Annotated in this window: 19 protein-coding genes; 12 read left to right on the top strand and 7 right to left on the bottom strand. The window is 73.0% G+C overall.

Annotated features, from left to right (window positions below):
• Window positions 1-6: 6 nt before the first annotated feature.
• Genes ABZT74_RS32240 through amaP form a run of 4 tightly spaced genes read left to right on the top strand, consistent with a single transcriptional unit; the run spans window position 7 to window position 1,876 of the window.
• On the top strand, window positions 7-192 hold the full coding sequence (locus ABZT74_RS32240) for a hypothetical protein (RefSeq protein ID WP_355876639.1): 186 nt from the start codon (window positions 7-9) through the stop codon (window positions 190-192).
• Window positions 193-237: 45 nt separating this feature from the next.
• Window positions 238-618, top strand: a complete 381-nt coding sequence (locus tag ABZT74_RS32235; RefSeq protein WP_356174192.1) for an Asp23/Gls24 family envelope stress response protein — start codon at window positions 238-240, stop codon at window positions 616-618.
• Complete coding sequence (locus tag ABZT74_RS32230; protein WP_355876642.1) at window positions 615-1,292, top strand: DUF6286 domain-containing protein; 678 nt, start codon at window positions 615-617, stop codon at window positions 1,290-1,292. Before ABZT74_RS32235 ends, ABZT74_RS32230 begins: the two co-directional genes overlap by 4 nt.
• Complete coding sequence (gene amaP, locus ABZT74_RS32225) at window positions 1,289-1,876, top strand: alkaline shock response membrane anchor protein AmaP (protein WP_356174090.1); 588 nt, start codon at window positions 1,289-1,291, stop codon at window positions 1,874-1,876. Before ABZT74_RS32230 ends, amaP begins: the two co-directional genes overlap by 4 nt.
• A 9-nt stretch (window positions 1,877-1,885) precedes the next feature.
• On the opposite strand, the gene ABZT74_RS32220 is transcribed toward amaP, so the two are convergent.
• From ABZT74_RS32220 to ABZT74_RS32190, 7 genes are all read right to left on the bottom strand, one after another.
• Window positions 1,886-2,641: an SDR family oxidoreductase gene (locus tag ABZT74_RS32220; RefSeq protein WP_355876647.1), complete on the bottom strand. Its 756-nt coding sequence runs from the start codon at window positions 2,639-2,641 to the stop codon at window positions 1,886-1,888.
• Between the two features lie 54 nt (window positions 2,642-2,695).
• Window positions 2,696-4,525 carry a glycoside hydrolase family 15 protein gene (locus tag ABZT74_RS32215; protein WP_356174095.1) on the bottom strand — a complete coding sequence of 610 codons (1,830 nt, stop codon included), beginning with the start codon at window positions 4,523-4,525 and terminating at the stop codon, window positions 2,696-2,698.
• Between the two features lie 84 nt (window positions 4,526-4,609).
• Window positions 4,610-5,407: an SURF1 family protein gene (locus ABZT74_RS32210; protein WP_356440724.1), complete on the bottom strand. Its 798-nt coding sequence runs from the start codon at window positions 5,405-5,407 to the stop codon at window positions 4,610-4,612.
• A gap of 90 nt (window positions 5,408-5,497) precedes the next feature.
• The gene (locus ABZT74_RS32205) at window positions 5,498-5,731 is read right to left on the bottom strand and encodes a hypothetical protein (protein ID WP_014156997.1); all 234 of its coding nucleotides are present in this window, start codon (window positions 5,729-5,731) and stop codon (window positions 5,498-5,500) included.
• 115 nt (window positions 5,732-5,846) lie between these two features.
• Window positions 5,847-6,845 (bottom strand): DEDDh family exonuclease, encoded by a 999-nt coding sequence (locus ABZT74_RS32200; RefSeq protein ID WP_356440721.1) that lies wholly within the window; start codon window positions 6,843-6,845, stop codon window positions 5,847-5,849.
• A 197-nt stretch (window positions 6,846-7,042) separates the two neighbouring features.
• Window positions 7,043-9,622 carry an MXAN_6230/SCO0854 family RING domain-containing protein gene (locus ABZT74_RS32195; RefSeq protein WP_356440718.1) on the bottom strand — a complete coding sequence of 860 codons (2,580 nt, stop codon included), beginning with the start codon at window positions 9,620-9,622 and terminating at the stop codon, window positions 7,043-7,045.
• Between the two features lie 149 nt (window positions 9,623-9,771).
• Complete coding sequence (locus tag ABZT74_RS32190; protein ID WP_356440715.1) at window positions 9,772-10,407, bottom strand: TetR family transcriptional regulator; 636 nt, start codon at window positions 10,405-10,407, stop codon at window positions 9,772-9,774.
• 123 nt (window positions 10,408-10,530) lie between these two features.
• On the opposite strand from ABZT74_RS32190, the gene ABZT74_RS32185 reads away from it, so the two are divergent.
• From ABZT74_RS32185 to ABZT74_RS32150, 8 genes are all read left to right on the top strand, one after another.
• Window positions 10,531-11,328 carry an acetoacetate decarboxylase family protein gene (locus tag ABZT74_RS32185; protein WP_355876658.1) on the top strand — a complete coding sequence of 266 codons (798 nt, stop codon included), beginning with the start codon at window positions 10,531-10,533 and terminating at the stop codon, window positions 11,326-11,328.
• A complete protein-coding gene (locus ABZT74_RS32180; protein ID WP_356440711.1) occupies window positions 11,328-12,212 on the top strand; it encodes an SDR family NAD(P)-dependent oxidoreductase in 885 nt (294 codons plus the stop codon). Before ABZT74_RS32185 ends, ABZT74_RS32180 begins: the two co-directional genes overlap by 1 nt.
• Window positions 12,213-12,221: 9 nt before the next feature.
• Window positions 12,222-13,505 (top strand): amidohydrolase family protein, encoded by a 1,284-nt coding sequence (locus ABZT74_RS32175; RefSeq protein WP_356440708.1) that lies wholly within the window; start codon window positions 12,222-12,224, stop codon window positions 13,503-13,505.
• Complete coding sequence (locus ABZT74_RS32170) at window positions 13,502-14,734, top strand: amidohydrolase family protein (protein ID WP_356440705.1); 1,233 nt, start codon at window positions 13,502-13,504, stop codon at window positions 14,732-14,734. The genes ABZT74_RS32175 and ABZT74_RS32170 overlap by 4 nt, the downstream gene beginning before the upstream one ends.
• 100 nt (window positions 14,735-14,834) lie before the next feature.
• Window positions 14,835-15,545 (top strand): VIT family protein, encoded by a 711-nt coding sequence (locus tag ABZT74_RS32165; protein ID WP_356440702.1) that lies wholly within the window; start codon window positions 14,835-14,837, stop codon window positions 15,543-15,545.
• Window positions 15,546-15,717: 172 nt separating this feature from the next.
• On the top strand, window positions 15,718-16,635 hold the full coding sequence (locus ABZT74_RS32160; protein ID WP_356440699.1) for a sterol desaturase family protein: 918 nt from the start codon (window positions 15,718-15,720) through the stop codon (window positions 16,633-16,635).
• Window positions 16,632-17,303 carry a lysoplasmalogenase gene (locus ABZT74_RS32155; protein WP_356440697.1) on the top strand — a complete coding sequence of 224 codons (672 nt, stop codon included), beginning with the start codon at window positions 16,632-16,634 and terminating at the stop codon, window positions 17,301-17,303. The genes ABZT74_RS32160 and ABZT74_RS32155 overlap by 4 nt, the downstream gene beginning before the upstream one ends.
• A gap of 36 nt (window positions 17,304-17,339) precedes the next feature.
• Entirely contained in the window at window positions 17,340-18,383 is a 1,044-nt protein-coding gene (locus tag ABZT74_RS32150) for a zinc-dependent alcohol dehydrogenase family protein (protein WP_355876678.1), read from the top strand.
• Window positions 18,384-18,386 lie beyond the last annotated feature (3 nt).

Here is an 18,386-nt window from a genome sequence, read left to right as displayed (position 1 = left end):
CGCACCATGAGCTTGGCCGTTGTCGGCATGATCGCCGGTATGGCGCTGGCCTTCGCCGGGTACTTCGGCGGATTCGGCGCCTTTCTCCTGGTGGCCGCGCTGGGCGCCGTCGGGTTCTTCGTCGGACGGTTCCTCGAGGGGGACCTGGACCTCGGCGACCTCTTCCGCGCCCGTGACGACCGGCGGCGGTGACCCGTGCCAGGTCAGGTCGACCAACTCGGTGAGACCCGGCCGGGCGTGACGACGGTGGCGGCGCCCGAGCGGGGCGCCACCCGGATCGCCGACCGGGTCGTCGCGAAGATCGCCTCGCAGGCGGCGCGCGAGGCGCTCCCGCCGCTGCCGCCGGACGCGGTGCCCCCGCACGCGACCGTCGTCGTCCGGCGGCAGTCCTCCGGCGCCGGAGGAGCGGGCGACCGCCCGACGCACAGCGCCCAGGTCCGCGTCAGTCTCGAACTCGGATACCCCTCCGACATCGGCGGCCAGTGCAAGGCGGTGCGTCGTCATGTCGCCCAGCGGGTAGAGGCGTTGGCGGGAATGGAAGTGCCGGAGGTCGCCGTCCAGGTGGAGCGGCTGCACCTGGCGCACGGGCCCGACGCGGTACAGGGGAGGACGCAGTGAGCGAGCCCCAGGGCTCCGAGAACACCCGCAAGCTGCCGGTGCTGGAGAAGGCGGACGACACCGGCGCGCTCGGCCAGTCCGCCTCGGCAGCCGCCTACGAACCACTGGAGACCCTGGACGGCGAGGACGGCCGCCAGGGCCGCTTCTGGTCCGCGCGCCGCGTTCCGGCCTGCATCCTCGCGGTCCTGCTCTTCGTGATCGCCGGGTTCTTCCTCTACGACGTCGCGGCCGTCCGCGCAGGTCACTCCGCCCTCGAACTGCGCAAGTGGTTCGCCCGGCAGCTCGCCGAACGGCCCCTCGACGACACCGCCGTCCTCGTGGGCGCCGGCATCGCCGCCGCACTCGGGCTCTGGCTGATCCTCCTCGCCGCCACCCCCGGACTGCGCGACGTGCTGCCCATGCGGCGCACCCACCGCGACGTGCGGGCCGGGCTGCACCGGAGAGCCGCCGCGATGGCCCTGCGCGACCGGGCCATGGAGGTCGCCGGCGTCCAGTCGGTCCGGGTCCGGGTGAAACGCCGGAAGGTCGACGTCCGCGCGGTGTCGCACTTCCGCGAACTCGACGACGTCCGTGCCGACCTGGACACCACGCTCACCGACGGCATCCAGGGACTGGGCCTGTCCCGCTCACCGGGTCTCTCGGTGCGGGTCGCCCGTCCCGGACGGAAGGGGTGAGGTCCGTGCGCCGGACCGTCAACCGCGTACTGATCGGGCTGGCCGGACTCGTCCTGCTCGCCCTCGGCGGCTCCGTCCTCGCCATCGGGCTCGGCGTCAAGCCGCCCTCCTGGTGGATCCACGACGGACGTCACGACGTGCTCCTCAGCACCGCCGAACGGACCAAGTGGCGCGACGAGGGCTGGTGGTGGCCCGTCGTCATCGCCGCCCTCGCGATCCTCGTCCTGCTAGCCCTGTGGTGGCTGTTCGCCGACCTGCGGCGCCGCCGTCTCGCCGAGGTGCTCGTCGACACCGGCGACGGAGAGGGTGCTCTGCTGCGCGGGCGGGCGCTGGAGAGCGTACTGGCCGCGGAGGCCGGCCGGCTGGGCGGCGTCGACAGGGCACGGGTCCACCTGACCGGCCGGCGCACCCTGCCCGAGGCGCACGTACGGCTCCTGCTGGAACCACACGTCGACCCCGGGCAGGCACTCCACCAGCTGACCGTCGAGGCCCTCGCGCACGCGCGGAACTCGGCGGGCCTCGCCGCGCTCCCGGCGGAGGTCCGGCTGCGCGGCGTCAAGCACCGCGCCGAGCGCGTGACCTGAGCGGGCCGGTCAGAACCCGCTGCGCATCCCGCCGTCGACCGGGACCATGATGCCGGTCAGGTACGAGGCGGCGGGGGAGAGCAGGAACGCGGCCGTCCTGCCGAACTCCTCCGGCGTGCCGTAACGGCGCAGCGGGATACGCGACTCGTTGGCCGCGCGGGTGGCCTCCGGATCGGCCGACAGACCGTCCAGCTCGCGGACGCGGTCCGTGTCGATGCGCGAGGGCAGCAGCCCGACGACACGGATGCCGCGCGGGCCCAGCTCGTCCGCGAGCGACTTGGCGAAGCCCGCGAGGCCCGGACGCAGGCCGTTGGAGATGGTGAGCCCGCCGATCGGCTCGTACACCGACCCGGAGAGCACGAAGCCCACGGCGCCGCCCTCGCCGAGTTCCGCGGAGGCCGCGCGGGCCAGCCGTACCGCGCCGAGGAAGACCGACTCGAAGGCGGCCGTCCACTGCTCGTCGGTGTTGTCCGCGGCGAAGCCCGGCGGCGGGCCGCCGACGCTGATGAGGATGCCGTCGAAGGCGCCGAAGTGCTCCCGGGCGGCGGCGATCAACCGGTCCGGGGCCTCCGGGTCGGCGTTGTCCGCCGCCACCCCGACCGCGTTCGGGCCGAGCGCGGAGGCGGCGTCGGCCGCGCTCTTCGCGTCGCGCCCGCTCAGGACCACCTTCGCGCCGTCGGCGACCAGTTCCCGCGCGGCGGCGTTGCCCAGGCCACGGGTGGCACCCGTGACGACGTACACACGATCCTTCAGTCCAAGATCCATGGCGCCCATCCTCTCCCATGCCGGAACCCGCCTCCAGGGCGGCGGCCCACCGCCCTACGGCGCCTCCAAAGACGCCGGGTCCTCCCCGCCCTCCGGCGGCTTCGCGGGCCGCACCCCGAAGAGGCTGAGGGCGCTCACCACCAGGCCGATGTGGCTGAACGCCTGCGGGAAGTTGCCGAGCTGGCGCTCCGCGACGGGGTCGTACTCCTCGGACAGCAGACCCACGTCGTTGGTGAGACCGACCAAGCGCTCGAACAGCTCGCGGGCCTCCCGCGTACGGCCGGTCAGATACAGCGCGTCCGCGAGCCAGAACGAGCAGACGACGAAGGCGCCCTCGTCGCCCGGCAGCCCGTCGACGTCGTTCGTCGCGGCGCTGTAGCGGCGTACCAGAAGGCCGTCGGGGGCGAGTTCGGCACGGACCGCGTCGACCGTGCCGACCACCTTCGGGTCGTCGGCGGGCAGGAAACCGACGCGGGGGATGAGCAGCAGGGCGGCGTCGAGTTCGGCCGAGCCGTAGGACTGGGTGAACGTGTTCCGCCCGGCGTCGAAGCCGCGCTCGCACACCTCGCGGTGCACCTCGTCGCGCATCGCCCGCCAGCCCTCCAGGTCGCCTTCGAGCGACGGGTCCTCCTCCAGGGTGCGCACGGCGCGGTCGGCGGCCACCCAGGCCATCACCTTGGAGTAGACGAAGTGCCGGCGCGGGCCGCGGATCTCCCAGATCCCCTCGTCCGGCTGCCGCCACGCGACGCGCAGGAAGTCCATCATGGCGCACTGCACCCGCCACATGTGGGGCCTCGACGGCAGGCCCGAACGCCGCGCGAGCCACAGCGAGTCGATGACTTCGCCGTACACGTCGAGCTGCAACTGCTCCACGGCGCTGTTGCCGACCCGGACCGGCGAGGAGCCCGCGTATCCGGGCAGCCACGGGATCTCGTACTCCGACAGCCGGCGTTCGCCCGACAGGCCGTACATGATCTGGAGGTCCGACGGGTCGCCCGCGACCGCGCGCAGCAGCCAGTCGCGCCAGGCCTCGGCCTCCTCCAGATAGCCCGCCGCGAGGAGCGCTCCCAGGGTGAGCGTGGAGTCGCGCAGCCAGCAGTAGCGGTAGTCCCAGTTGCGGACACCGCCGATTTCCTCGGGGAGCGAGGTGGTCGGGGCGGCCACGATGCCGCCGGTCGGCGCGTAGGTGAGGGCCTTCAGCGTGAGCAGGGAGCGCACGACGACATCCCGGTGCGGTCCGTCGTACCGGCAGCGGGCCGCCCATGCCCGCCAGTCCTTGACGCTCGTCTCCAGTGACTCGAAGGGGTCGCTGAGCGGCGGGCGCGGCCGGTGCGAGGGATGCCAGGTCAGGACGAAGGCGACCTTCTCGCCGGCCTCGACGGTGAACTCGGAGTAGGTGCGGAAGTTCTTGCCCCAGGTGGGGACGGGCGGTTCGCTGCGCAGCCACACCGAGTCCGGGCCGGCGATCGCCACCCGGTGACCGTCCGACCGGCGCATCCAGGGCACGACCGACCCGTAGTCGAAGCGCAGCTGGAGCCGGCTGCGCATCCGCACCCGGCCGCTGAGCCCCTCGACGACGCGTACGAGATCGGGGGCGTGCTCGCGCTGCGGCATCAGGTCCGTCACCCGGACGGACCCCTCGGCGGTGTCCCACTCGGTGTCGAGCACCAGGGTGTCCGGGCGGTACGCGCGCCGGGTGCACACGTCGGCACCCTCGGGCGCGATCCGCCAGTGGCCGTTGTCCTCGTCGCCCAGCAGGGCCGCGAAGCAGGCGGCGGAGTCGAAGCGGGGAAGACACAGCCAGTCGACGGACCCGTCGCGGCCCACCAGAGCGGCGGTCTGTTCGTCCCCGATGAGCGCGTAGTCCTCGATGCGTCGGTGCACGCAGGACGGGTTCCCGACCGGGGCGGGCGCCAATCGGGCCGCCGGAGTGGCAGGAGCGGCCGGGGTGACCCCGGGCGGGCGCCGCTAGACGCTCGCCGGCTCCGCTTCCGCTTCCGGCGCCGTCTCCGCGGCCGCCGCCTCCAGGCGGTCGCGGCGCTCACGGCGGACCAGGACCACCCAGCCGAACGGGATGCCCGCGGAGAACAGCCACCACTGGATCGCGTACGCCATGTGGGGGCCGATGTCGCTGTGCTCGGGGTCCGGGATCAGTTCGGGGGAGTCGCCCTTGGGGCGCGGTGCCGTCTGCTCGACGTAGCCGCCGAGGACCTGCCGGCCGAGCCGCTGCGCCTGCTGCTCGCTGTTGATCAGCATGACCTGACGGTCGGGCAGGCCGCGGACGTTCTTGATGCCGCTGTCGGCGGTCGTCTGGTCGGCCATCAGCCGGCCGGTGACGGTGACCTCGCCGCGCTCGGGGGCGGGGATCTTCGGGAAGGCGGTCTGCGCGCCGTCCGCCGGGACCCAGCCCCGGTTGACCATGAGGACACGGCCGTCGGCCAGCACGAACGGCGTCAGGACGTGATAGCCGACCTCGCCGTCGGAGTTGGTGCGGCGGCGGACGACCTCTTCGTGCGCGGTGTCGAAGTGGCCCTTGGCGCTGACCCGGCGGTACAGGTCGTCGTGCCGGATGTGCTGTCCCGGCGCGGTGAGCGTCTCGGCGGGCACCGGCTTCGCCGCCAGCGAGTCGGAGATCACCGTGTTCAGGGCGACCTTGTGCTCGTGCCGGTGGAGCTGCCAGAAGCCCAGCTTGATCATCGTGGGGATGAGCGCGAGGGCCACGAGGGTGAGGATCACCCACTGCCGGGACAACAGGAAGCGGTACACCCCATTGACGGTACTCGGCACGGTTTCGGCCCCCGACGGGAGGGTCCCGCCGAGGGCCGCGCCCGGCCTGTTCCCGAGGTGGTCCGGGGCTCAGACCTTGTCGACGATCCCCGCCCTCCCCTCAGCGCGGGCGCAGTGCCCGCCGCAGTACCAGTGGCCCTCGACCTCGACGCCCTGGCCGATGACCTGCACGCGACAGTGCTCGCAGATCGGGGCCATCCGGTGGATCGCGCAGGAGAAGCAGTCGAAGACGTGCACCGCGCCCTGCGCGTGCACCTCGAAGCTCATTCCGTAGTCATTGCCGCATACTTCGCATCTCGCCATGCGCCACAGGGTGGGGTGCCGTCGCGGCGCGGGCGAGCGGGGGCGGGGCGAGTCGCGCGTCAATCACCCGTACGCCCGTCACCCTCCCGTGCCCGTTCGGTCACCCGTACGTCCGTCACCTCCGCGACGCGGGTTCGACGTCGCGCAGCAGCTGTCCGAACGCGGCCTCGTCGATCACCGGTGTGCCGAACTGCCGGGCCTTGACGACCTTCGACGTGGCGGCGTCCGGGTCGTTCGTCACGAGCAGGCTGGTGAGCCGGGACAGGCTCGTCGCGACGTGCAGTCCGGCCTCGACGGCGCGGTCCTCCAGCAGTTCGCGGTCGACGGAGGTGTCCCCGGAGAACGCGACGCGCATGCCCTGCTTGAGCGGTTTGCCCGCGTCGTACCGCCCCGGGTTGGGATAGGGGCATGCGGGACGCTTGCGGGAGGGGCGCCAACTCCCCGAGGGGTAGCCGCCGGACGCGTAGCCACCGGCCTGGCGTCCGATCCGGGGTGCCGAGGTGCTGCCGGCCCACTCCTTGAGCGGCAGGCATTCGAGGAGCGGCAGGCGCACCCCGTCGCGTGCCGCGGCCCGCAGGCTCGGCCGGAACGCCTCGGCCAGCACGCGGGCGTCGTCCAGCGCGTGGTGCGCGCGCTGCTGGACGACCCCGAAGTGCGCGGCCAGCGACTCCAGCTTGTGGTTGGGCAGCGGCAGACCCAGCTCCTTGGACAGGGCGATGGTGCACAGCCGCTGACGCACCGGGGCCTCGCGCTCGGCGCGCGCGTACTCGCGGGCGATCATCGACCAGTCGAAGACCGCGTTGTGCGCGACGAGTACACGGCCGTCGAGCCGAGCGGCGAATTCCTCGGCGATCTCCGGAAAGAGGGGGGCTCCTTCGAGCATGTCGCTGGTGAGCCCATGGATCCACACCGGGCCCGGATCGCGCTCCGGGTTGACCATCGTGTACCAGTGGTCCTCGACCTCGCCGCGCGCGTCCAGCCGGTAGACGGCGGCGGAGATTATCCGGTCGTCGCGGGCCAGCCCTGTGGTCTCCACGTCAACGACCGCGTATCCCTGCGGATACGCGGCCGGCCAGGAGGCTGGGGACGCTGCGGTCGTGAGGTCTTCGAGCATGGTCACTGAGGATACGGGCCGTGACTGACAGCTCCGCTGCCGCCTTCCCGGAACACGGGACCTCCCGGGCCCCGGACGTGCCCCGTGCGCGTGGGTCCCTCGCAAGGGCGCCGCACGCCCCCGAGTTGACGCCGCCGCCCGCTCGCGGCGGCCTCTCGGCGGGCGGGCGCCGCCTCCCCGCCGAGAGGCCGCGCCCCTCAGCCGAGCGCCGCCACGAGGTCCCCGGCCGTCAGCGGCTCCAGACCGCAGCCGTCGACCGGTCCGGGCAGCAGCCGGTACACGGACCCGGTCGCGCCCTCCGGAGCGACGCCACCGTGCACGAGGGCGAGCAGCGCGTGCCGCTTCGCGACCGCCCCCGCGGCCGTCGCCTCCGCGTCCGGTGAGGCGCACCGCCGCTCCGGGGCCGCCAGGGTCCGCACGCGCACCGCGAAGGCCAAGTCGGTCTCACCCGCGTGGCGGTGGTAGTGCCACAGTTCGTCGGACGGGCGGGCGCGCCGGAGCACGACGACCTCGTCCGTCCGGGCCGCCGCGTGCCAGACGGCCAGATCCCACAGCGTCGTACGTCCGGAGGCGAAGTACTGGAACAGGTCCCTGCCGATCCGCCCGAGGTCGTCGCTGTGCCGGTGGACGCTGTGGAAGCCGTCCGAGGGCGGCAGGTGCAGGTCCGTCCACAGGAACGTCCGGCGCTCCAGGTCGACCAGCATCGGGATGTGGACGCGCGACTCGCCCTCCAGGTCGTAGCGCTGGCGCACGGTCCGGGGGTCGTACGAGGCGTCCCGGTCCTCCTTCGAGGGGAGCGCCATGAAACCGGCGAAGGCGTCGAGGAGTTGCTCGAAGGGGACGTTGTTGAAGCTCAGGACGACGGGTACGGCGTAGCGCACCCGGCCGTCGGCGAGTGACCCCAGGTCGAGGTCAACGTACTCGGTCGCTCCGTCCGGCGCGGGAGCCGAGGTGAGGTCCCCGGAGTGCACGGCGGCCCGGTCCCCGTGCACGAGGTTGGTGTAGTCGCACACGCCCGCGAACGTCCAGTCGTCGTCGTACAGCGCGACGGACAGATCGAGGTCCACGCGTGTCCTGTCGGGCTGTGTCCAGTGAAGGAAGAGCCGCAGGATGTCGCCCGCGGGCAGCGGCTGGCTGCTGCCGCGCGGTACGGAGACGAGCCCCTTCGCGGACGCGCGTTCCGCCGAGGGGACGGCGAGGCCCGCGAGATCCGCGTCGAGGACGGCGACGTCGAAGCGCCCTGCCGTGGACAGCCGGCGCAGCGCCTCCGCCTCCAGGAGCGCGCACACCCCCTCGGTGACCGCCTCGGCCAACGGCGCCCGGGTGTCGTCCATGGTGAAGGAGTGCGTCACCTGTCCGCGCGGGAAGAACACCCGTCGCTCGCCCGGGCGGTGCCGGTCGCGCAGCCGTCCCAGCGCCGCGAGCAGCGGGCCGGGACCGGCCTGAGGCAGCACCCGCCGCACCGTGTCCGCGAACCCCTCCGGCAGCGCGCTCAGCTCGTTCAGACGCAGCAAGTGGTCCATCCGCCGCAGCAGTTCACCGGGGCGTCGGGCCAGCAGGGCGAGCGCGGCGGCGGCATCGCCCTCCCGCAGGGTCTGTTCGGTTCGCGTGCCCCAGGTGTCCGCCTTCAGACGTGTGCCGTCGACGCGTACCGCCTCGGGGTGCGCGGCCGCCGTGCGCAGCAGGGCCTCACCGAGTGGTGTGCCGGAGGTGTCCGTGGCGCGCAGGACCGCGAAGGCGAGCGCCGCCCGTGGGTGACGCGCGTGCTCCTCGTACGGGTGCAGGATCTGTGCCGCGCGCTTCCAGGCGGCCGGATGCCGCTGGACGTCTTCGACCAGCGACGGGACGTCCAACCCGTCGAGCACGACGAGGAGTTCGCGGCGCAGCGCGCGGGGCAGGGAGCGGAAGCGCCGCAGCTCGAGCAGGTCGGCCTCGCCGCCCGACCAGACGTGCAGCAGCCGCAGGACGTCGGTCGCGGTCGTGAGGTGTGCGCCGAGCAGTGGGCGCACGGCCGCGCGGGTGCGCCGGTCCAGCAGGAGACAGCCCAGGACCAGCGCCTTCGTCTCGCGGACCGGGATGTCTCCGGGCAGCCAGTCCAGTGCGCCGGAGGTGTGGGCGAGCAGCAGCTTCACGTCGTCGCGGTCCTGCGGCGGCAGCGGTGTACGCCGGGCCAGCAGCCGCAGCAGTGCCTTCGTGGCGTCGGCGTTCCGGTCGGTGCCGAGGGCGAGCGGCTTCAGTGGGCCGGTCGGCACGTCGAGGCGGCGGCGGGGTTCGGCCGGCTTCAGGAACGGGTCGCCGCCGTCGAGGCGCCGGTGGCACAGCGGGCAGCCGGCGTAGTCGGCGCCGTCCCAGCAGGTACGGCACACGAGGTGGGCGCAGGGCGACACCGGGTGCACGCTGCCGACGGTGCCGCACAGAACGCACGGCTGGGCCGGCCACTGGAGCAGCAGGCTGAAGACGCGGTCCACGTACAGCTCGAAGGTGTCGTCCGGCACCGAGGCCGGGAAGCTGCGGAACAGCGGCATGTGCGTGCGGTCGGCGCCCAGTTCGGCGTCGAGCTGCCGGATCAGGGAACTCCCCGCGTCCGCGAGTCCCGCGGGACCGAGCCAGGCGAGCGCGGTGCGCAGCGCCGCCGTCGGGGCGAAACCCCGGTCGAGCAGCTCGGCCTCCAGGGCGGTCAGCCCCTCGGTGGTCGCCCTGTCACCCGGGCGTGGTCCGGCCTGGTCGACGTAGACGGTTCGGAGGCGGCGGAGCAGCACGGACGACAGCACGGACAAACGGAATTCCCCCCGGAGAAAGTGTGTGAGGCGGGGGCGGGGAGTGAGCGCGCTACGGGTTTCATAGAAAGAGAGAGAAGGAAGCACGCTTGCGGAGCCGCCCCCGCGGTCACGGAGTCTAGGGAGACGGCGGTCCGGCGCACCACCGATTATTCTCCGCGTCCCGGTCGGGGGCTGAGCAGCGCATCCACCAGCGCCCTCACGGACATGACGAAGAGCCTCTCCGGGTCGACCGGGCGGCTCAGCGCGCGGGCCAGGGCCGGGTCGCCCTGTGCGGTCCGCGCGTCCCACAGCTCCTCCTCGGCGGGCCGCTGCACGGGCGCGCGCTCCCGGTTGCGCTCGACGAGGACGAAACCGACGACCTGGAACAGCACCGCGCGGACGACCTCGGCGGCCCGCGGACCGCGCAGCCCCGCCGCGTGCACCTCGCGCACCAGGGCCTGCCGCGCGGGCAGGAACATCCGCTCGGTGAGGCCGCGTTCGTGGACCATCGCGACGAGGTGGGGGTGCTCGCGCAGCTGCCGGCGCAGGGTCCGGGCGACCGAGACGACGCGGGCGGCCGGTGTGCGCCCGGCGGGACGGATCTCGCCGAGGTCGGCCACGGTGCGGTCGACGAGGGCGTCGAGGAGCGACTCGCGGTTGCCGACGTGCCAGTAGATCGAGGTGACGGCGGTGCCCAGCTCGGCGGCGAGCCCCCGCATCGTCAGGGCGTCAGGACCGTGCCGCTTCACCAGACCCGCGGCCGTCTCCAGGACCTCCTCGCGGGTGAGCGCGGGTCTTCCCATGGTGCTCCCCAACTCCGTGCTGCACGAGTATTCACCCTTCGAGCAGTCTGCTGTAACTGTGTTACAGGCGCCAGTGACGGACCATCAGAAAGCTGCTGCTTCCCCCGCGAAGGGCGGTACGACATGGCACGAGTGAGGTACGGGGCACGCACCGAGGCGGAGATCGCCGCCGCGCGCACCGCGAACTCCCGGCTCCCCGACATCTGGTCCACCGGCGTGGTGGCCGTCTGGGAGAGCGACCCGGACGCGGTCGCGGCGGTCCTGCCGCCCCCGCTGAAGCCCACCGCGCGGCCGCTGGTCCGCGTGAACATCAGCAAGGTCGATCTGCCCGGATATCCCCTGGGCGCGGGCTCGTTCGCCGTCGCCGCCGCGCACGACGGCGTCGAGGGCTGGTACCCGCTGGTCATGCCGATGACCCACGAACGGGCCCTCACCGGCGGGCGCGAGGTCTTCGGGGAGCCCAAGAAGCTGGGAGAGGTGACGGTCGAACGCGACGGGCTCGTGGTGCGCGCCGTCCTCGCCCGGCACGGCATCGCCTTCGTCGAGGTGCGCGGCGCGGTGAGCGGCGACCTGCCGCTGCCGCAGCCCACGCGGAAGACCGACTTCTACTTCAAGTTCCTTCCCGCGGTGGACGGTTCGGGATTCGACCTCGATCCCGTCCTCGTGCACTGCGTACGCAACGAGAAGGTCCGCCGGCTGGAGCGCGTCACCGGCGACGTCGTCCTGCGCGAGTCGATGTACGACCCGGTCGCCGACCTCCCCGTCCGCCGGCTCGTCGAGATCACCATCGGCGAGAAGACCACCGACCAGCAGGGCAGGGTCGTCGAACGCGTCAGCGCGCAGGCCCTGTTGCCCTACGTCCACCAGCGCTACGACGACCCGCGGCAGATCCTCGACGGGCCGCCCGAAGGGAGCCTGTGATGGAACTGCGCGCGGGACAGGTCGCCGTCGTCACCGGAGCGGCGGGCGGCATCGGGCTGGCGATGGCACGACGGTTCGCGGCCGACGGTCTGAAGGTGGTCCTCGCAGACGTCGAGGAGGGCGCCCTCGGCAAGGCCGCCGCGGAACTGCGCGAGGAGGGCGCCGACGTGCACGCGCGGGTGGTGGACGTCGGGGAGCGTTCCGAGGTCGCCGCGCTCGCCGAGGACGCCTACACCACGTACGGCGCGGTGCACGTGCTGTGCAACAACGCGGGTGTCGGCTCCGGCGCCGAGGGCCGTATGTGGGAGCACGATCCGAACGACTGGAAGTGGGCCTTCGCCGTCAACGTGTGGGGTGTCTTCCACGGCATCCAGGCGTTCGTCCCCCGGATGATCGCCGCGGGCGAGCCGGGCCACGTGGTCAACACCTCGTCCGGGGACGGCGGGATCGCCCCGCTGCCCACCGCCTCCGTCTACGCCGTCACCAAGGCGGCCGTGGTGACGATGACCGAGTCGCTGTACGCCCATCTGAAGGCGGAACGCGCGCGCGTGGGCGCCTCCGTGCTGTTCCCCGGACCCCACATGCTCCGCACCGGCCTGTGGGAGTCGCACCGCAACCGTCCCGAGCGCTACGCCAAGGCGCGGCCCCGCAGAACCCCGTACCGCAGCCTCGACCAGTGGGAGGCCGCGATGAAGGAGGCGGGCCACGACGTCCAGTTCACGCCCGTCGAACAGGTCGCCGACCTCGTCGCCGAGGGAATCCGCGACGACCGTTTCTGGCTGCTGCCCGAGAGCGAGCACAGCGACCGGCAGATCCGTGCCCGGTCGCAGTCGATGCTCGACCGGGCCGATCCGTCCTACCTGGAAAGCTTCATCCTCGACTGAGGGGGCGCGGTGACCGCACAGGACCCGTATCTGATCATCTCCTCCGACTGCCACGCCGGACTCCCCACCGAGGAGTACCGGCCCTACCTTGACTCCCGGTTCCACCGGGACTTCGACGAGTTCCTCGCGGGCCAGGGCCGGCGCCGCGACGAGATGACCCGCCTCGGCATCCGCAACGAGACCTTCGCCGACAAGTGGTTCGAGGACAACGAGGAAGGCCTGCGGGGCGGTTGGGACACCGCGCAGCGCCTCAAGGAACTCGACGGCGACGGAGTGGCCGCCGAGGTCGTCTTCCCCGACGCGGACGCCGTCGACAGCCGCACGGCCGCGCCCTTCGGCGTCGGCCTCGGCCTCTCCGGCGACCAGGACCCGGACCTCGGCATGGCCGGCGCGCAGGCCCACAACCGCTGGCTCGCCGAGTTCGTCTCCGAACACCCCGAACGGCACTGCGGGGTGGCGCTGCTGCCGATCACGGGCGAGACCGGCCGGGTCGTCGCCGAGGTGTACCGGGCCAAGGAGTCGGGCCTCGGCGCCCTGATGATCCCGTCCATGTGGGTCGACAAGGAGCCCTACCACGACCGGCGTTACGACCCCGTGTGGGCGGCGGCCGCCGAGTGCGGCATGCCCGTGGTCACCCACTCCGGAGCGGCCCCCCGCCACGAGTACGGCGACCACCTCGGGATCTACGTCTCCGAGGTCACCTGGTGGCCGGCACGCCCCCTCTGGTTCCTGCTCTGGTCGGGAGTCTTCGAACGCCACCCGGGTCTCCGCTTCGGCGTCGCGGAGTCCGGCTGCTGGTGGCTGCCCAACCTGCTGTGGTTCATGGACCGGCTCTACCTCGGCGCGCACGGCGGCAAGAAGCTCTCACCCTTCGCCGAGCTCGAACGGCCCCCGCACGAGTACCTGGACCGGCAGGTGTTCGTCTGCGCGACCAATACCAAGCGCCGTGAACTCGCCCAGCGCTACGAGATCGGCGTCGACAACATCCTCTGGGGCAGCGACTTCCCGCACCCCGAGGGCACCTGGCCCGACACCCGGGCCTGGCTGGCGAGGACCTTCCACGACATCCCGGTGGCCGAGAGCCGCCGCATGCTCGGACTCGCCGCGGCCGAGGTCTTCGGCTTCGACGTCACCCAACTCGCCCCGCTCGCACGGCGGATCGGACCCACACCCGCCGAACTGGGCCAGCCGGAGGACCAGTCGGCGGTCGAGGCGTCCTGGGCGCGCTCGCGCGAGGTCGGCCGCCACTGGCTGACCGACCACGACTTCCCCGACCTGGGGGTGACCCCGTGAGCGCCGACGACCGCTACACCGTCATCTCCGCCGACTGCCACGCGGGCGCCGATCTCCTCGACTACAAGCCGTACCTGGAACGCGCGCACCACGACGACTTCGACACCTGGGCGGCCGGCTACGTCAACCCCTACGAGGACCTGCTGGCCGACACCGCCGACCGGAACTGGAACTCCGGGCGGCGCCTCGCGGAACTGGAGGAGGACGGCATCGTCGCGGAGGTGGTCTTCCCGAACACCGTCCCGCCCTTCTTCCCCTCGGCGTCCCTGATGGCACCGGCCCCGACGGCAGCCGAGTTCGAACAGCGCTGGGCGGGCCTGCGCGCCCACAACCGGTGGCTCGCTGACTTCTGCGCGGCGGCACCCGGCCGGCGCGCGGGCGTCTTCCAGATCCTCCTGAACGACGTCGGCCGGGCGGTCGAGGAGATCCACCGGGCCGCGGACGCCGGCCTGACGGGCGGCCTGCTGCTGCCCGGCACACCCCCCGGCTCCGGCCTGCCCGAGCTGTACTCGACGGCGTACGACCCGATCTGGGCGGCCTGCGCCGAACGGGGCGTCCCGGTCAACCACCACGGAGGCTCGGCCTCACCGCCCCTGGGAGACGAACCGGCCGCCCGCGCCGTCTTCATGGTGGAGACGACCTGGTTCTCCCACCGGGCCCTGTGGCACCTGGTGTTCGGCGGGGCGTTCCGCCGCCACCCCGGCCTGCGCCTGGTCCTCACCGAACAGGGCTCGGGCTGGATCCCCGGCGTGCTCGACATGCTGGACTACTACCACCGCCGGCTGGTCGCGGCGGCCGGCCGGGCGGCGACGGCCGAGTCCAGGTTCGGCGCCGGGCTGGGCGAGGCGATGGGCGAGGGCCCCTCCCAGGTGTGGCGGGACCACTGCTTCGTCGGCGCCAGCTTCATGCGCCCCCACGAGGTTCCGCTGCGTGAGCGCATCGGCCTCGACAAGATCATGTGGGGCAGCGACTACCCGCACGACGAGGGCACCCACCCCTACACCCGTGAGGGCCTGCGCATCGCCTACGCGGGACTGCCCCGCGAGGAGGTCGCGGCCATGGTCGGCGGCAACGCGGCCCGCGTCTACGGGTTCGACCTCGCCCACCTCGACGAGATCGCCGCGAAGGTCGGCCCCACGGTGGCCGAGATCGCCGAGCCGCTCGTCACCCCGCCCGCCGACGCGACGAGCCCGACGTTCGCGAGAGGAGGCTCGGTCCGCGTGTGGTGAGGGCCGCGGCGACACCCCGGCGGCTCCCCGGCGCCGTACGGACCGGCGGACCACCGGGTCGGTACGGCGCACCCCGCCTCCGGGGTGCGATCCGCCCCGTGTGACGGAACCGACGCACGACGAGGCCCACGGCGGCACACTCGGCTCGCGGCTCAACTGGCTCCGGGCCGCTGTCCTCGGCGCGAACGACGGCATCGTGTCCACCGCCGGCCTCGTCGTCGGTGTGGCCGGTGCCACCGACGACCGCGCCGCCCTGCTCACCGCGGGCCTCGCGGGACTGCTCGCCGGGTCGATGTCGATGGCGGCGGGCGAGTACGTGTCCGTCTCCACCCAGCGCGACTCGGAACTGGCCGCGCTGGCCATGGAGCGACGCGAGCTCAGGGACGAGCCCGAGGCGGAACTGGAGGAGCTGACCGAACTCCTCGAACAGCGGGGCCTGTCACGGCAGGTGGCCCGCGAGGCGGCCGAACAGCTCACCGAACGCGACGCCTTGAAGGCCCACGCGTCCGTCGAACTCGGCATCGACCCCGACGACCTCACCAACCCGTGGCACGCCGCCTGGGCGAGCTTCCTCGCGTTCACCGTCGGCGCGCTGCTGCCGCTGCTCGCGATCGTCCTGCCCCCGGCGGCCTGGCGGCTCGGTGTGACCGTGGTCTGTGTGCTGGCCGCGCTCGCCCTCACCGGCTGGAGCAGCGCCCGCCTCGGCGCGGCGCACCCGTGGCGTGCGGTGCTGCGCAACATGGCCGGGGGAGCGCTCGCCATGGCCGTGACGTACGCGGCCGGAGCACTGCTCGGCGCGGCGGGCGTGTGAGTGCCCGGGCCGGCGCCGGAGGGGCGTGAGCGCCCGCGCCGGGACCGTGGCGCCGCGCGGCGAACGCGGGCGCTGCTGAGGGGTGATCACCGCGAGGCCTGCGCGTACCGCCGGTCATACTTGTCGGTAACAACCCCTGGCGGCAGGCGGCCGGCGCCTCTACGGTGCATCCATGCCGAACCTGCCCGACGTCGTGCTGTGGTCGATACCCGCCTTCGTGCTGCTCGCCGTGATCGAGATGGTGAGCGTCCGGATCCATCCGGACGACGACGCCGCGGGCTACGAGCGGAAGGATGCCGCCACCAGCCTCGGTATGGGCCTCGGCAGCCTCTTCTTCGACTTCCTGTGGAAGATCCCGATCGTCGCGGTCTACGCGGCGCTCTACGAGCTGACACCGCTGCGCGTACCGCTCCTGTGGTGGACGGTCCCGCTGATGCTGCTCGGGCAGGACTTCCTCTACTACTGGGCGCACCGCGGACACCACGTCGTCCGCGTCCTGTGGGCCTGCCACGTCGTCCACCACTCCAGCCGGAAGTTCAACCTCACCACCGCACTGCGCCAGCCCTGGACCGGCTGGACGTCCTGGCCCTTCTACCTCCCGCTGGTCGCGCTCGGCGTGCACCCCGCCGCCCTCGCGTTCTGCTCGTCCGTGAACCTCGTCTACCAGTTCTGGATCCACACCGAGCGCATCGACCGGATGCCCCGCTGGTTCGAGTTCCTCCTCAACACGCCCTCCCACCACCGCGTCCACCACGCGTCCCAGGGCGGCTACCTGGACCGCAACTTCGGCGGCATCCTCATCGTCTGGGACAGGCTCTTCGGATCATGGGTCGCCGAGACCGACCGGCCCGTCTACGGGCTCACCAAGAACATCACCACCTACAACCCGCTGCGCGTGGCCACCCACGAGTACGCCGCCATCGCCCGGGACGTGAGGGCGGCGACGACCTGGCGCGAGCGCGCCGGACGCGTTCTGCGGGGCCCCGGCTGGCAGCCCGCGCCGCCTGCCACGGCCCCCGCCGCCTCCGCCGCCACGACCTCCGCCGCCACGACCCCCGCCCCGGCCCCGGTGACCGAGCCCGCCGCGTGACCCCGCGCACCGTCCGGCTCCTGCTCGGCTCCCTCGCCCTCGCGGCGGCCGTGGACGTCCTCTCCCTCGCCGTCGGGTTCGAGCCGGGGCATCTGATCGCCAAGCCGCTCCTGATGCCCCTGCTCGCGGGGTACGCGGCCCTCCGCGGCGGACCACGGCTGCTGATCGCCGCACTGCTCCTCGGCTGGGCCGGCGACCTGGCCCTCCTCTCCGACGCCGACACGGCCTTCCTCGCCGGCATGGCCTCGTTCGCGGCGGGGCACGTCTGCTACCTCGTGCTCTTCCGGCGGACGGCCCGAGCCCGCGGTCCCTGGCCGCCCGGCGCGTACGCCGTCGTCCTCGCCGTCCTCGTCGTCCTGCTGTGGCCCGGGCTGCCCGCGGGGCTCCGCGTGCCCGTCACCGGCTACAGCCTGCTGCTGACCGCGATGGCCTGCGGAGCCACCCGCCTCGGGCCCGTCGCCGGGCTCGGCGGCGCCTTCTTCATGCTCTCCGACACCCTCATCGCCACCGGTGTCGCCGACTGGCCGCAGCCCCCGAACCCGGCCTTCTGGATCATGCTCACGTACGCGGCGGCCCAGTTCCTGCTGGTCCGAGGCGTGCTGGAACCCCTCGGCGGCTCAGCCGCGTCCGCGGCGGCGTACGGTGGTATGCGCTCAACCACCCCCTGAGCCGACCCCGCACACCGCACGAGAGGGACCCTCGCCATGCGCGCCACCACCATCCACGCCCCGTTCGACATGCGGGTGGAGGACGTGCCCGAGCCGATGGTGCAGCTGCCCACCGACGCCGTCGTGCGCGTGCTGCGCTCCTGCATCTGCGGCAGCGACCTGTGGGCGTACCGCGGCGAGGCGGCCCGCCAGGCCGGCCAGCGGATCGGGCACGAGTTCCTCGGCATCGTCGAGGAGACCGGCTCCGAGGTGACCGGCGTCCGGCGCGGCGACCTGGTCGTGGCGCCCTTCATGTGGTCCGACGGCGTCTGCGACTACTGCCGCGAGGGACTCACCACCTCGTGCGAGCACGGCGGCTTCTGGGGCGCCGTCGGCTACGACGGCGGCCAGGGCGAGGCCGTCCGCGTCCCCTTCGCCGACGGCACGCTCGTCCAGCTCCCCAAGGAAGCGGCCTCCGACGACCACCTGCTCTCCGCGCTGCTGACGCTCTCCGACGTTCTCGGCACCGGCCACCACGCGGCCCTCGGCGCGGGCGTCCGCAAGGGCTCCACCGTCGCCGTCGTCGGCGACGGCGCTGTCGGTCTGTGCGCCGTGCTGGCCGCCAAGCGCCTCGGCGCCGACCGCATCATCGCCCTCGGCCGCCACGAGGCGCGGACGGACATCGCGCGCCGCTTCGGCGCCACGGACGTCGTGGCCGAACGCGGTGACGCGGCCGTCGAGGCCGTGCGCGAGCTGACCCGCGGCCAGGGCGCCCACTGCGTCGTCGAGGCCGTCGGCACCGAGCAGTCCATGCGGACGGCCGTCAACATCACCCGCGACGGCGGCGCCATCGGCTTCGTCGGTGTGCCGCACGGCAGCGGAACCGGCCTCGACCTCGGTGTCATGTTCGACCGGAACGTCGCCCTGCGCGGCGGCGTCGCCCCGGTGCGCTCCTACATCCCCGAGCTGCTTCCCGACGTCCTCGACGGCACCATCGACCCGTCGCCGGTCTTCGACATGACCGTCGGCCTGGAGGGCGTGCCCGAGGGCTACAAGGCGATGGACGAGCGGACCGCGCTCAAGGTCATCGTCACGAGCTGAAGC

The sequence above is a fragment of the Streptomyces sp. NPDC005302 genome, assembly GCF_040607345.1.
Taxonomy (GTDB): domain Bacteria; phylum Actinomycetota; class Actinomycetes; order Streptomycetales; family Streptomycetaceae; genus Streptomyces.
This window is presented reverse-complemented; position numbering and strand designations above follow the sequence as displayed.

Coding starts and splice junctions, on each gene's coding strand:
- ABZT74_RS32190 (WP_356440715.1), bottom strand. CDS start 10,407: ATGGGAAGACCCGCGCTCACCCGCGAGGAGGTCCTGGAGACGGCCGCG.
- ABZT74_RS32160 (WP_356440699.1), top strand. CDS start 15,718: ATGCCGAACCTGCCCGACGTCGTGCTGTGGTCGATACCCGCCTTCGTG.
- ABZT74_RS32185 (WP_355876658.1), top strand. CDS start 10,531: ATGGCACGAGTGAGGTACGGGGCACGCACCGAGGCGGAGATCGCCGCC.
- ABZT74_RS32150 (WP_355876678.1), top strand. CDS start 17,340: ATGCGCGCCACCACCATCCACGCCCCGTTCGACATGCGGGTGGAGGAC.
- ABZT74_RS32180 (WP_356440711.1), top strand. CDS start 11,328: ATGGAACTGCGCGCGGGACAGGTCGCCGTCGTCACCGGAGCGGCGGGC.
- ABZT74_RS32220 (WP_355876647.1), bottom strand. CDS start 2,641: ATGGATCTTGGACTGAAGGATCGTGTGTACGTCGTCACGGGTGCCACC.
- ABZT74_RS32240 (WP_355876639.1), top strand. CDS start 7: ATGAGCTTGGCCGTTGTCGGCATGATCGCCGGTATGGCGCTGGCCTTC.
- ABZT74_RS32200 (WP_356440721.1), bottom strand. CDS start 6,845: ATGCTCGAAGACCTCACGACCGCAGCGTCCCCAGCCTCCTGGCCGGCC.
- ABZT74_RS32205 (WP_014156997.1), bottom strand. CDS start 5,731: ATGGCGAGATGCGAAGTATGCGGCAATGACTACGGAATGAGCTTCGAG.